Raw genomic sequence first — 13,894 nt, 5'->3', positions numbered from 1 at the left:
ACAGAAAGAAGAACACGATGATCATCGGCGTCGATATCGGCACGTCGTTGACGAAGGCGTCACTGATCACCCGTAGCGGCGACTCCCTTCTCACCGCGACCAAGGAATCGGTCGTGAACCAAATGCCCGGCGGCATGGTCGAGCAGGACTTCGACGACGTCCTCGCCACGGTGCGATACGTCGTCCGCGAAGTCGCCGCGTCCGCCGACGACATCGAAGGCATCGCCATCACGGGCCAAGGTGACGGACTGTGGCTGCGCGATGCCGACGGCCGCCCGGTGCGCAATCCGATCTCCTGGATGGACGGGCGCGGCTCCCGGATCGTGTCCGATTGGAGCCGCGGCGGCCGCGACTCGGTCGCCCACCGGGTGTACCGCAGCACGGGATCGGGCATCTTCCCGGGATGTGCCGCTCCGCTGTTGAAATGGATGGCCGATCACGAACCCGAGAACTTGGACCGGGCGGCGGTCGCCGGTTATTGCGTCGACGCCGTCGTCGGAGCCCTGACCGGTGAAATCACGGTCGACGCGTCCGACGCCTCGCTGCCGTTCTTGAACGTCCGCACCCGTGAGTACTCGCTCGACGCTCTCGAAGCGTGCGGCATCGGCGACTATCGGCGTCTGCTCGCCGACCCGGCCCCGCCCGGACACGTCTTCCGACTCAGCCGGAGCGGCGCCGACCAGCTCGGTCTTCCGATCGGCACTCCGCTGACGGCCGGCCCGTTCGACCTGCCCGCGTGCGCGTTCGGATCGGGGGTCACCGAGCCGGGCGACGGTACTCTCGTGGTCGGCACCACGCTCGGCTGTGAGGTGCTCAGCGACGACCCGGTCATCGACCCGGACGGTGAACCGGCCGGCATGTGGCTGGCCACGCCGCATCCGGACGAATACATGCGCGTCATGCCCGCCATGGTCGGCACGGCCAGCATCGACTGGCTGATGAACCTCTTCGGACGGCGCGCCTGGCACGTCGGCGAGCTGCTCGACCAGTCGCCGCCCGGCGCCAATGGCGTCAACGCCCTGTCGTTCCTGTCGCCGTCGGGGGAGCGGGCGCCATTCGTCGACCCGAATGCGCGCGGCCAGCTGAGCGGGCTCTCCCTTGACACCAACCCCGCCGATATCGCCCGGGCGTTGTGCGAAGGCATCGCCTTCGCGGCACGGCACTGCCTTGAGGCCGGAGGCCTGGACGGCGAGTTGTCCGCGTGCGGCGGCGGAATGAAATCGGCCGAATGGGCCCAGATCTTCGCCGACGTCGTCGGCCGCGAGATCCACCTGCCCATCGAAACCGGCGTGGGCGCCCGGGGAGCCGCCATGGCCGCCTGGGACGCTCTCGGGGACCCGGTCGACAGAGCGGAATGGAAGCAGCGCCGCCGCGTCTTCACCCCGGATCCGCAGCGCGTCGAATTCTACGATCGCGGCTATACCGGATACCGCGAGCAGCTCGACTCGGCCCGCGCATTGTGGAGCGGGCGATGACGGGGCCGCCGGACGACGTCCGCACGCAGGTGCTCGCCACTGCCCGGCGGATGCTGCGCGACGGGCTCGTCGTCGCGACGTCCGGCAATGTGTCGGCGCGAGTCGGCGACCAGATAGTGGTCACGCCCACGGGGGTCCCGTACGACGCGTTGACGCCCGAAGACCTGCCGATATTGACACTGGACGGCGAGCAGGTCGGCGGGCGGATGGCCCCCACCAGCGAAGTACCGCTCCACCTCGGCCTGTACGCCGACGCCGACCGCGAACCGGTCGGCGCAATAGTGCACACCCACGCCACCTACGCCACTGCCGTGTCGACCCTGACCCGCGAAGTGCCGGCCGTCCACTACGTGCTGGCGCTGTGCGGCGGATCGGTCCGAGTGGCCGATTACGCCACGTACGGCACCGACGCGCTTGCCGAGAACGTGCGCCGTGCCATGACCGGGCGGACGGCCGCGTTGATGGCCAATCACGGAAGCATCGCCGTCGGCGGCGACCTGGCCGGCGCATACGAACGCGTCACGCAACTCGAGTGGGCGTGCCGCGTGTACCTGATCGCCGCGGCCGCCGGCACGCCGGCGCTGCTGCCGGACGGCGAGCTGGATGCCGCTGCCGCGAAGTTCGCCACCTACGGACAACCCGGAACCGCACACGATGACGAGAGGAAGAGGCAATCATGACCACGCTCTACAACGATCCCGCGAAATTCGCCGATGACATGCTGGCCGGATTCGTCGATGCCCACGACGACCTGGTGCGCGCAGTGCCGGGCGGCGTCGTACGGGCACCGCGGCCGCGAAAGGGCAAGGTCGCCGTCGTGGTCGGCGGCGGGTCGGGTCACTACCCGGCGTTTTGCGGCGTCGTCGGACCCGGATTCGCCGACGGCGCAGTCGTGGGCAACGTCTTCACCTCACCGTCCACCCGGCAGGCCGTCACGGTGGCCCGCGCCGCCGACGCCGGCGGCGGCGTGCTGTTGACCTACGGCAACTACGCCGGCGACGTGATGAACTTCGGCCTTGCCGAACAACGGTTGAACGACGCCGGAATCCCGGCCCGGACGGTGCTGGTCACGGACGACGTCGCCAGCGCATCGGCCGACGAGGAAGGCAAACGCCGCGGGATCGCCGGCGACTTCGCGGTCTTCAAGATCGCCTCCGCGGCCGCGGAAGAAGGACTCGACCTGGACGGCGTGGCGGACGCGGCCACCCGCGCAAACGCAGCAACCCGCAGCCTCGGCGTCGCCTTCGACGGATGCACCATGCCCGGCGCCGACGAGCCGTTGTTCACGGTGCCGGACGGCAAGGTCGCGCTCGGCCTCGGCATCCACGGCGAACCGGGCATTTCCGAGCACGAATCCATGACCGCCGATGAACTTGCGCGGCTGCTGGTCGACGGCGTGCTTGCCGAACGGCCGGCCGGCGCCGGAACGCGCGTCACCGCCATTCTCAACGGTCTGGGCCGCACCAAGTACGAAGAACTGTTCATCGTGTGGAAGGCTGTTGCCGCGTTGCTGCGCGATGAAGGGCTCGATGTGGCCGCGCCGGAGGTCGGGGAACTCGTGACCAGCCTGGACATGGCCGGCTGTTCGCTCACCCTCGTCTTCCTGGACGACGATCTTGAACGCTGGTGGTCCGCACCCGCGCTCTCGCCGGCCTATACAAAGGCCCCGGCTGCCGGTTGGGAGGTGTCCGAGGGCGAGCGCGCCGCCGCGATCGATCCGGCCGAGCTCGACCCGATGGCCGGCATCGAACCGGCCGGTGAGCAGGGACGCCGGACCACCGGGCGGATCCTTGCCGCTCTGGAGGCCGTCGGCGATGTCCTGCACGACCACGAGGACGAACTCGGCAGGATCGATGCCGTCGCCGGCGACGGCGATCACGGCCGCGGCATGGTCAAGGGCATCGACGCTTGCCTCCGCACTGCCCGGGCCGCCGCAGAAAAGGACGCCGGACCGGCCGATGCGTTGCGCATCGCCGGCGATGCGTGGGCAACCGAAGCCGGGGGCACGTCCGGGGTGCTGTGGGGCGCCGCGCTTGCCGCGTTCGGCGCCCGGCTGCCCGGCGATCACCGGTGCGAAACGGCCGATTTGGCCGCCGCCGCGGAGGCCGCGTTGGACGCTGTCCGGAATCTCGGCAAGGCCCAGGTCGGCGACAAGACTCTTGTCGACGCCCTCGTGCCGTTCGTAGACTCGTTAAAGGAGGCGGCCGGATCGTCGTCCGACTCGGCGTCCGGAGTTGCCTGGCGGCGGGCCGCGGAAGCCGCGACAACGGCGGCCCGGCAGACAGCCGACCTGACGCCGAAGCTCGGGCGCGCGCGGCCGCTTGCCGATAAGAGTGTCGGAACTCCCGACGCGGGTGCCACCTCGCTGGGTATGGTCGTGACGGCGGCGGCGGACGCCGCGTGGCCGGACGACTGATCATCGATGAGAAAGGACTTCCAATGAGTGATCTACGAATAGTTGTCGGGTCGGACGACGCCGGCTACGACTACAAAGAAGCGCTCAAGCACGATCTCGAGGCGGACCCGCGGGTCGGTGAAGTCGTGGACGTCGGCGTGGACTCCGAGTCCCACACCGCCTATCCGCATGTGGCCGTGGCTGCGGCCCGCAAGGTGGCCGACGGCGAGGTCGACCGGGCACTGCTCGTGTGCGGCACCGGCCTGGGGGTGGCCATCAGCGCCAACAAGGTTCCCGGCATCCGCGCCGTGACGGCGCACGACGGATACTCGGTAGAACGTGCCATCAAGTCCAACAACGCTCAAGTGCTGTGTATGGGCCAGCGCGTCGTCGGCCTCGAACTGGCCCGTAAACTCGCCTCCGAATGGCTCGGGTACACGTTCGATCCGGCTAGTTCGTCGGCCGAAAAGGTCGCGGCCATCGGGGAGTACGAGGCGGCCGACCAAGGCTGCTGACGCCGCGCGGCGCGGGGTGGACTTGCGTCCACAGGCGGTGTCCGCGCTGCGGCCGTCCACAGTGGGGCCGCGCACGATTTGTTTTTGCGCTGTGTTGCAGCGGTCGGGTCGCGGCCCGGATCCGTGGTCAGTCATCAAAAAGCTCTTTCAACCCGACCTGGCATACCGCCGGTTGAAGATCGGCATCGAGTACGACGGTCAGCACCACCGGACGGACAATGTCCAATGGCAGCGCGACGTCCGGCGCCGCGACCGATATGGCGAAGCCGGGTGGCAACTCACAATGTCAGGCGAGGGATGAACCCTCCGGCGGCATGATCTCCTCGGCGCGGGCACGCACTGCCGCCGCCGACTCGTCGTCCGGTTCGAGCTCGGCGGCCCGCTCGGCGTCCACGCGAGCCCGATAAGCGGCGATCTCGTCGTTGCGTTCTTGATCCGACCAGCCGAGCTCCCGGCCCATCAAATCGGCAATGGTGTCGGAAGCAGCAAGTCCGCGTTCGGGCTGCTCATAGGACAGCCGGGTGCGGCGGGTCAGCACGTCCTCGAGATGCAGCGCCCCCTCGTGCGTGACTGCATAGGTGACCTCGGCCTTCAGATACTGCTCGGCGCCCGGGAGCGGCTCGCCAAGGGACGGGTCGGCGTCGATCAACTCGAGGATCTCGTCGATGAGACCGCCGTAACGGCGCAGCAGGTGGTTGACGCGGCCGATCTCCCAGCCGTACTTCGCGGCAATCCGGCCGCGTTGGCGCATCCGCACCTTGAACCCTTCGGCGCCGAGCATCGGAAGATTCGCGGTGATCGACGGATTGCCCTTCGCTTCCGGGCCGAGAGCTTGGTCGACGACGTCCTCGGCCATCACGCGGTAGGTGGTGAATTTGCCGCCGGCGATCGCGGTCAGGCCGGGGGCGGGCGTCGCGGCCGTGTGCTCGCGGGACACCTTTGCCGTGCTTTGCGCGTCGGTGCTGACGGGCTGCAACAGCGGTCGCAGGCCCGAGTACGTGCCGATCACGTCGTCGCGCGTGAGCGGGTTCTTCAGCACGGCGTTGACGTGGTCGAGCAGGTAGTCGATGTCGGTGGCGTTCGCGACCGGATGAGCCTTGGGCAGCTGCCAATCGGTGTCGGTCGTGCCGATCACCCAGTAGCCGTCCCACGGGATGATGAACAAGACGCTCTTCTCGGTGTTCAAGATCATGCCGGCATTGCCGACGATCCGGTCACCCGGCACCACGATGTGGATCCCCTTGGACGCGCGTACCTTCAATCCGCGGCTGGTGGGCGACGTCGAGGCGCCCGCGTCCGGACTGGCCGGGAAGCCGGGCAGGTTCTCGGTGGCTTCGGTCCACACGCCGGTGGCCGAGATGACGTGCCGGGCGCGGATCTGCACGGTTTGGCCGGATTCGAGGTCGTCGGCCACGACACCGGTGATATGGCCGTGGTCGGTCAAATACTCGGTGGCCTGCATCCGGCTGGCCGTGACGGCGCCGTGCGACGTGGCAGTGCGGATCAGCGTGGCGACGAACCGCGCATCGTCGACCTTGGCGTCGTAGTAGCGCAGTCCGCCGACGGCGGCGTCCTCGCGCATTTCGGGAAAGAGCTTTTGCATGCTCCGCCGGCTCAAGTGCCGGTGCAGCGGGACGCCGCGGTGGACGCCGGGCGCAAAGCTGAGCCCGTCGTAGAGCATCAGCCCGGCGCCGATGTACCCCCGTTCCCAGACTTTGTGCGTGAACGGGTAAATGAACGGAACCGGCTGCACCAAGTGCGGTGCGATGGCCGTGAGCAGGCGGCCGCGTTCGGTCAGCGCCTCGCGCACCAGCTTGAAGTCGAGCATCTGCAAATAGCGCAGCCCGCCGTGGATGAGCTTGCTGGCGCGCGACGACGTGCCGGACGCGTAATCCCGGGCCTCGACGAGCGCCACCGAAAGGCCCCGGCTGGCAGCGTCGAGCGCCGTGCCGGCCCCTGTCACACCGCCGCCGATCACCAATACGTCGAATTCTCGACTGCCGAGCGCCTCGACGGCTTCCAACCGCGACGACTGGGAGAGAGCTGCTGCCTTCATGGATACTCCTCACGAACGTAGATGGTGCCTGCCGATTTCGGCGTTGCCGACCGGCGAGGGCGGCGTCCGGCGGGTGCCTGGAACGCCGCCCTCGCGTAGGTTGACCTCGAGTGGACTGCAGGCGCCGTTTACTGGACGTCCTCGTCGACCCAGCCAAAGGTCTTCGTCACTGCCTTCTTCCAGTTGCGGATCTGACGATCGCGTTCATCGGGGTCGATGTTCGGCGTCCAGCGGCTGTCTTCTTGCCAGTTGGATCGGAGCTCGTCCAGATCCGACCAGTAGCCGACGGCCAAGCCTGCCGCGTACGCCGCGCCGAGAGCAGTGGTCTCGGACACGACCGGCCGGACGACCGGGACGTCGAGCACATCGGCCTGGAACTGCATGAGCAGGTCGTTGCCGGTCATGCCGCCGTCGACCTTGAGTTCGGACAGCGGCACACCCGAGTCGGCGTTCACGGCGTCCAGCACCTCACGCGTCTGGAACGCGGTGGCTTCGAGCGCGGCCCGGGCCATGTGGCCCTTGTTGACGAACCGGGTCATTCCGACCAGCGCGCCGCGCGCATCCGAGCGCCAGTACGGGGCGAACAGGCCGGAGAACGCCGGCACAAAGTAGGCGCCGCCGTTGTCGTCGACGGTTTTGGCGAGCTCCTCGACTTCCGGAGCCGACTTGATGAGGCCGAGGTTGTCGCGCAGCCACTGAACGAGCGAGCCGGTGACGGCGATCGAACCCTCCAATGCGTAATGCGGCTTGTCGTCGCCGAGCTTGTACCCGAGCGTGGTGAGCAGGCCGTTCTCGGAGTGCACGATCTCTTCGCCCGTGTTGAAGATGACGAAGTTACCGGTACCGTACGTGTTCTTTGCCTCACCCGGATCGAACGCCGCCTGTCCGAACGTGGCGGCCTGTTGATCGCCGAGGATGCCGGCGATCGGCACCTCGCGCAGCAGCGACGACGACTCGGCGTTGCCGTACACTTCGGACGAGCTCTTGATCTCCGGAAGCATCGATTTGGGCACGCCGAACGTCTTCAGGATCTCGTCGTCCCATTGCAGGGTCTTCAGATCCATGAACATGGTGCGCGACGCGTTCGTCACGTCGGTGGCGTGCACGCCGCCGTTGACACCGCCCGTGAGGTTCCACAGGACCCACGAGTCGGTCGTGCCGAACAGCAGGTCGCCGGCGTCCGCTTTTTCCCGGGCCCCGTCCACGTTTTCCAAGATCCAGACGATCTTGGTGCCCGCGAAATACGTGGCGAGCGGCAGGCCGACAGTGGGCTTGAACCGTTCCGGGCCGCCGACCTTGGCCAGCCGATCGACGATCGGCTGCGTGCGGGTATCCTGCCACACGATCGCGTTGTACACGGGTTGTCCGGTGTTCTTGTCCCAGACCACCGTCGTTTCGCGCTGGTTCGTGATGCCGATGGCATCCACGCTGTGGCGGGTGATGTCCGCTTTGGACAGGGCTTCGCCGATGACTTGGCGAGTGTTGTGCCAGATCTCCATGGGGTCGTGTTCAACCCAGCCGGCGTGCGGGAAGATCTGCTCGTGCTCGATCTGGCCGCTGGAGACGATGGTGCCTGCATGATCGAAGACGATGGCACGCGTGCTTGTCGTGCCCTGATCGATTGCTACCACATATTGCGTCATTGCGTTTGACCTTTCACTATGCGTGTTTTAACTCTGCCGCAGAAGATGCGATTAGTACAGAGCTCTGGAGGGACGGGCGGGAATGGGAGGGTCAGTACAATGCCATCGCGGTCGTGCCGGCAATCACTCCACCGAGCAGCGGCCCGACGACCGGCACCCAAGCGTAGGACCAGTCGGACGTCCCCTTGCCCTTGATCGGCAGGACGGCGTGCGCAATGCGTGGGCCCAGATCGCGGGCCGGGTTGATGGCGTACCCGGTCGGCCCGCCGAGACTGGTACCGATCACGACGACGATGAGCGCGACCGGAAGCGGCCCGAGCGCCGATGGCCAGGCGCCGTCGTTGTTGCTGATGAAGTTCACGGAAAGGATCCCGAAGACCAGCACGAACGTGCCGATGACTTCGGTGACGAGGTTCCATCCGTAGGACCGGATCTCCGGGCCGGTGGAGAACGTTCCGAGCTTCACCGCCGCTTCGGTGTCGGTGTCGTAGTGCTGCTTGTACGCCAGCCATACTGCGACGGCGCCGAGGAACGCGCCGACCATTTCGCCGGCAAAATAGGTCAAAGTCGAAGCCGTGGTCACGTCCACGCCCGGCGCGTATTCTTTGGCGCCGGACGTGAGCAAACCGATAGTCACCGCCGGGTTCAAATGTGCACCGGACTTCGAGGCCGCCAAGACACCAACGAAGACGGCCAGCCCCCACCCGAAGCTGATCATCAGCCAGTCCGGGCCGTTGCCCTTGGTGCCTTTCAACAGAACGTTGGCGACGACGCCGACGCCGAGAAGCGTCAGCATTCCGGTGCCGATCACTTCGGACGTGAAAACCTGCATGAGGGTCGGCGACGCGTCGTTCGCCACCTGCAGTAATGAAAACGGATGCACGTGTCTATCTCTCTTCGTTGATGGATATTTCTCTTGCGGACGGCGTGCCGGAAGCCCGTAGGGATGGGCCGGCACACCGGGCTGGGAAACGGCCGTGACTTGCAGGCCGTGACTTGCGGGCCGTGTCGGGGTTAGCGGACGGCGCCGGCAGCGGTCGGCCGGATCTCGGAGGCTGATTCGCGGATGGCCGCGGCATGCGCGTCATCCGGCTCGAGCTGCGCGGCAAGTTCGGCTTCGGTGCGATCGCGGTAGCTTTGCACTTCGGCGGCTTTGGCGGCGGCGTCCCACCCCAGGATCGGGGCCATCAGATCGGCAACGGCCGGAGCGACGGCGATGCCGCGCTCGCGCTGGTCATACGACATCCGGGTGCGCCGCGTGAGCACGTCCTCGAGGTGCAGTGCGCCTTCGTTTGCCGCGGCGTACACGATCTCGGCCTTCAGGTACCGGTCGGCACCCGGCAGCGGCTCGCCGAGCGACGGGTCGGCATCGATCAACTCGAGCACTTCGTCGATCAAGCTTCCGTACCTGCCGAGCAGGTGATCGACCTGCTCGAGCCGCCAGCCGTAGCGGCGGGCCAGAGCGGCGCGCTGCCGACGCCGGACGGCGAATCCTTCGGTCCCGGCCAGCGGCAAGCCGGCCGTGATGGACGGATTTGCCCGCGCCTGGGATCCGAGAGCCTGATCGACGACGTCCTCGGCCATCACGCGGTAGGTGGTGAACTTTCCGCCGGCAATGACGGTCAGGCCCGGGGCGGGGGTGGCGGCCGTGTGCTCGCGGGAGACCTTGGCCGTACTCTTGGCCTCGTCGGCCACGGGCTGCAGAAGCGGTCGCAGGCCGGCGTACGTGCCCATCACGTCGGCGGTGGTGAGAGTCGTGGCCAGCACCGAATTGGCGTGTTCGAGCAGGTAGTCGACATCGGTGGCGTTGGCGACCGGATGCGCTTTGGACTGGGTCCAATCGGTGTCGGTCGTGCCGATCACCCAGTAGCCGTCCCACGGGATGATGAACAGGACGCTCTTTTCCGTCTGCGAAATGATGCCGGCCGTGCCGGTGATCCGGTCGCCGGGCACCACTATGTGCATGCCCTTGGAAGCCCGTACCTTCAGGCCGCGGCCGCTCGGGGACGTCGCCGCGGCCGCATCGGCGTGCGACGGCAGGCCATCGAGCGATTCGGTCTCGTCGGTCCATACCCCGGTAGCGCCGATGACGTGCCGAGCGCGGATGTCGAACTCGGCGCCGGATTCGAGGTCGCGGGCGCGAACTCCCACCACCGTGCCGTGTTCGGAGAGGTACCCGATCGCTTGCGTGCGACTTGCCGCAAGAGCTCCGTGGCCGACGGCCGTGCGGACCAGCGTGGCAACGAGCCGGGCGTCGTCCACCCGCGCGTCGTAGTAGCGGATGCCGCCGACCGCAGCCGAATCGGCGAGGTCGGGGAAGAGCCGCTTGACGCCGCGCGCGCTCAAATGCCGGTGCAGCGGGACGCCGCGTTTGATACCGGGCGCAAAGCTCAACGCGTCGTAGAGCATGAGTCCGGCGCCGACGTATGCGCGCTCCCACACCTTATGCGTCAGCGGGTAGATGAACGGCAACGCTTCGACAAGGTACGGCGCGATGGTGGTGAGCAGGCGGCCGCGCTCCGTGAGTGCTTCGCGCACCAGCTTGAAGTCGAGCATTTGCAGGTACCGCAAACCGCCGTGGATCAATTTGCTTGAGCGGGACGACGTGCCCGACGCCCAATCGCGTGCTTCGATCAGTCCGACGTCGAGTCCGCGGGTCACGGCGTCCAGCGCCGCGCCGGCCCCCGTGACACCGCCCCCGATGACCAGGACGTCGAGCGTCCGGTCCTTCAGCGCGTCAATGGACTTCTGCCGCTGCATTGGGGACAGCGCTGTGGTCTGCATGGCTTCGTTGCTCCTGTCGTGCGTCGTGGATCACTCAATAGACCAGTCGATTGTGCAGTGGAATTCAAATAGACTGCACGAACGTGCATTTTTAAGTGGCACTGCGCGCGGACACAACGTGTGTGGCCGCATCGATCGGAGAACGGACGGCACTAACGTGCAGGACGCGGAAAAGAATCGGCTCGCCTTGCGGGCCGCGAATCTCTACTACGTGCGGGGCGAGAAAATGGACGCCATCGCCCGGGAGTTCGGCGGCTCACGGTCGACGGTGTCGAGGCTGCTGAAATACGCACGGCAAAAGAATCTGGTGGAGATCACGCTCAACTTGCCGACAGGGGACGCCGACAGGCTGGCAAAATCGCTGCACCGCGAATACGGGGTGACCGGGAGCGTGGTTCCGGTGCCGGCGGCGTCCACCGAACTGGAACGGCTCGAACTCGTCGCCTCCGAAGGCGCGCGCGTGCTGGACACGGTGTACGGCGCGAACATGCTGTTGGGCGTGGCCTGGGGAACGACCATCGCAGCGGTCGGCCGCCATTTGGAGCACAAGGCCACCTCCGGTGCCCGGATCGTGCAACTCAACGGCGCGGCCAATCCGGCGACGACGGGGCTGCAGTATGCCGCCGATATCATCGAGCGGTTCGGCAGGGCGTTTGACGCAACCGTGCAGCAATTCCCGGTTCCGGCGTTCTTCGACTATGCCGCGACCCGGTCGGCCATGTGGAAGGAACGCTCCATTCAGCGCATTCTCGGCCTGCAGCGGCAGGCCGATGTGTGTCTGTTCAGCCTGGGAGCGGTTGCCGGCGGCGTCCCCAGTCACGTTTACTCGGCCGGCTATCTCGACCGGAGCGACTTTGCCGCGCTGCGCCGTGAACGGGTTGTGGGAGACCTGTCCACGGTGTTCATCCGGTCCGACGGCAGCCATTCCGGAATCTCACTGAACGATCGGGCGTCCGGCATGCCCCCGGAAGACCTGCGCCGCGTGCACCGCCGACTCTGCGTCGTCACGGGGCGCAACAAGGTGCCGGCCCTGCGCGCGGCCCTGCGCTCGCATCTCATCACGGACCTCGTCATCGACGAGCCGACCGCCGCCGACCTGATGGCCCGGCAATGATGGCCGTCGGAGGGGTGGTTTGTCGCCCGTGGGGTTGTAGTTACAGCTCCACAGGCGACAAACCACCCCGCGAGCGGCGCACCCCGGAAAGTTCGGTCGGATTTTCCGTCGTCAGTAGCCGCGGGCGACCCATTCGTCGAGGTGTCCGACCTCGTCGCCGATAGTCGTGGCGTCGCCGTGGCCGGTGCGTACCACGGTGCCGGGCGGAAGACCCGCCAGTTTGCCGCGGATCGACTCGATGATCGTGTCGAAATCGCTGAACGACTTGTCAGTGGCTCCCGGGCCGCCGGAGAACAATGTGTCGCCGGAAAACAGCGTGCCGAGTTCGGGTACGTAAAAGCAGCAGGCGCCCGGCGAATGGCCGGGAGTGTGCAGCACGTGTACGTCGGTGCCCGCCGCCTGCAGCACCTGCCCGTCGGCCAACTCGAGGTCGGGGGCGTCGTCCGGGTAGATCCGGTCCCACAGCATCCTGTCGTCCGGGTGCAGATAGATCCGCAGTTCCGGCTGCCCCTCGACCAGATCGCCGACCGCATCGATGTGATCGTCGTGGCCGTGCGACAAAAACACCGCCTTCAGCGTCCGATCGCCGACCGCGGACAAGATGGCATCGCCGTCGTGGGCCGCATCGATGACTACGCATTCGTCGTCATTGCCAAGAATCCACACGTTGTTGTCGACGTCCCAACTGCCGCCGTCCAATGTGAACGTGCCGCTGGTGACCAGGTGGTCGATCCGCGCCGTCATGCCGTGCCTCCGCTCTTCATTTCAACGACCGAGCGCAGCACGTCCCCGGATCCCATCCGATCGAATGCGGCGTCAATGCCGGTGATGTCGATGCGCTCGCTGACGAATTTGTCCAATGGCAGGCGTCCTTGCAGGTACAGCTCGGTGAGCATGGGGAAGTCCCGTTCGGGAAGGCAATCGCCGTACCAGGACGATTTCAACGAGCCGCCGCGGCCAAAGACGTCCAGCAGCGGAATGGTCAACTCCATTTCCGGGTTCGGCACGCCGACCAGGACGACGGTGCCGGCCAGATCTCGTGCGTAGAACGCTTGCCGCCAGGTGGCTGGCACACCGACCGCGTCGATCACGACGTCCGCGCCGAACCCGCCGGTGAGCCGCCCGACGGCGGCGACGACTTCGTCTTCGCTGAGCGTCGACGAGTTGATTGCGTGCGTGGCGCCGAGTTGCTCGGCCATCTCGAGCTTCCGGTCCTCCCTGTCGATCGCCACGATGGTGGTGGCGCCGGCCAAGTGTGCGCCGACGATTGCGGCATCGCCGACGCCGCCGCAGCCGATGACCGCGACCGAATCGCCGCGACCGACCGCGCCGGTGTTCATTGCCGCGCCGAGACCGGCCATGATGCCGCAGCCCAGTAGGCCGACAGCCGCCGGATCGGCGTCCGGGTTCACCTTGGTGCACTGGCCGGAGTGCACGAGCGTTTTTTCACAAAACGCGCCGATCCCCAGCGCCGGCTCGAGCTCGGTGCCGTCGGTGAGCGTCATCTTCTGCTCGGCGTTGAAGGTGTCGAAGCAGTACCAGGGCCGTCCGCGTTTGCAGGCCCGGCACTGCCCGCACACGGCGCGCCAGTTCAGGACCACGAAATCGCCGACCTCGACGTTCGTCACGCCCTCGCCCAGTACGCTGACCCGGCCGGCGGCCTCGTGGCCCAATAGGAACGGGAAGTCGTCGGTGATGCCGCCCTCGCGGTAGTGCAGATCGGTATGGCAGACGCCGCACGACTCGATATCGACGATCACCTCGCCCGGGCCCGGGTCGGGAACGACGATGTCCGTCAATTCGACGGGTTGCCCTTTGGCGCGCGCAATGACGCCCTTCACGGTTGTTGACACGTAATCCTCCAAGCTTCGAGCGCCCGGTGGAGCGGGCCGCCGATGAGATCAGCCTATCG

At 67.0% G+C, this 13,894-nt stretch carries 11 protein-coding genes; 5 read left to right on the top strand and 6 right to left on the bottom strand.

Translation table 11 applies throughout. The annotated features are described in order from the left end of the window. Positions 1–17 precede the first annotated feature (17 nt). Genes BJY26_RS01555 through BJY26_RS01540 form a run of 4 tightly spaced genes read left to right on the top strand, consistent with a single transcriptional unit; the run spans position 18 to position 4,385 of the window. A complete protein-coding gene (locus BJY26_RS01555; RefSeq protein WP_179425087.1) occupies positions 18–1,475 on the top strand; it encodes an FGGY-family carbohydrate kinase in 1,458 nt (485 codons plus the stop codon). After that, positions 1,472–2,155, top strand: a complete 684-nt coding sequence (locus tag BJY26_RS01550; protein WP_179425085.1) for a class II aldolase/adducin family protein — start codon at positions 1,472–1,474, stop codon at positions 2,153–2,155. The genes BJY26_RS01555 and BJY26_RS01550 overlap by 4 nt, the downstream gene beginning before the upstream one ends. Beyond that, on the top strand, positions 2,152–3,891 hold the full coding sequence (locus BJY26_RS01545; RefSeq protein WP_179425083.1) for a dihydroxyacetone kinase family protein: 1,740 nt from the start codon (positions 2,152–2,154) through the stop codon (positions 3,889–3,891). Before BJY26_RS01550 ends, BJY26_RS01545 begins: the two co-directional genes overlap by 4 nt. A gap of 23 nt (positions 3,892–3,914) precedes the next feature. Next, on the top strand, positions 3,915–4,385 hold the full coding sequence (locus BJY26_RS01540; protein WP_179425081.1) for a ribose-5-phosphate isomerase: 471 nt from the start codon (positions 3,915–3,917) through the stop codon (positions 4,383–4,385). A 286-nt stretch (positions 4,386–4,671) separates the two neighbouring features. On the opposite strand, the gene BJY26_RS01535 is transcribed toward BJY26_RS01540, so the two are convergent. The 4 genes from BJY26_RS01535 to BJY26_RS01520 all read right to left on the bottom strand — a co-directional run bounded on the left by BJY26_RS01535 (position 4,672) and on the right by BJY26_RS01520 (position 10,868). Further along, positions 4,672–6,441: a glycerol-3-phosphate dehydrogenase/oxidase gene (locus BJY26_RS01535; RefSeq protein ID WP_179425079.1), complete on the bottom strand. Its 1,770-nt coding sequence runs from the start codon at positions 6,439–6,441 to the stop codon at positions 4,672–4,674. A gap of 128 nt (positions 6,442–6,569) precedes the next feature. Further along, a complete protein-coding gene (glpK, locus tag BJY26_RS01530) occupies positions 6,570–8,084 on the bottom strand; it encodes a glycerol kinase GlpK (RefSeq protein ID WP_179425077.1) in 1,515 nt (504 codons plus the stop codon). Positions 8,085–8,175: 91 nt separating this feature from the next. Continuing rightward, on the bottom strand, positions 8,176–8,916 hold the full coding sequence (locus BJY26_RS01525) for an MIP/aquaporin family protein (protein WP_179429708.1): 741 nt from the start codon (positions 8,914–8,916) through the stop codon (positions 8,176–8,178). A gap of 182 nt (positions 8,917–9,098) precedes the next feature. Then, positions 9,099–10,868: a glycerol-3-phosphate dehydrogenase/oxidase gene (locus BJY26_RS01520; RefSeq protein ID WP_179425075.1), complete on the bottom strand. Its 1,770-nt coding sequence runs from the start codon at positions 10,866–10,868 to the stop codon at positions 9,099–9,101. Between the two features lie 157 nt (positions 10,869–11,025). Here BJY26_RS01520 and BJY26_RS01515 point away from each other — a divergent pair, with 157 nt between their 5' ends. Continuing rightward, positions 11,026–11,982, top strand: a complete 957-nt coding sequence (locus BJY26_RS01515) for a sugar-binding transcriptional regulator (RefSeq protein ID WP_237248842.1) — start codon at positions 11,026–11,028, stop codon at positions 11,980–11,982. Between the two features lie 111 nt (positions 11,983–12,093). Here BJY26_RS01515 and BJY26_RS01510 read toward each other — a convergent pair whose 3' ends face one another. After that, on the bottom strand, positions 12,094–12,726 hold the full coding sequence (locus BJY26_RS01510) for an MBL fold metallo-hydrolase (protein WP_179425073.1): 633 nt from the start codon (positions 12,724–12,726) through the stop codon (positions 12,094–12,096). Next, on the bottom strand, positions 12,723–13,835 hold the full coding sequence (locus BJY26_RS01505; protein ID WP_179425072.1) for an S-(hydroxymethyl)mycothiol dehydrogenase: 1,113 nt from the start codon (positions 13,833–13,835) through the stop codon (positions 12,723–12,725). Before BJY26_RS01505 ends, BJY26_RS01510 begins: the two co-directional genes overlap by 4 nt. Between the last annotated feature and the right edge of the window lie 59 nt (positions 13,836–13,894).

This window comes from Spelaeicoccus albus (assembly GCF_013409065.1).
In the GTDB taxonomy this organism is placed as follows: Bacteria; Actinomycetota; Actinomycetes; order Actinomycetales; family Brevibacteriaceae; genus Spelaeicoccus; species Spelaeicoccus albus.
The sequence above is the reverse complement of the archived record's forward strand: the minus strand, read 5'-3'. Positions and strand labels throughout refer to the sequence as shown.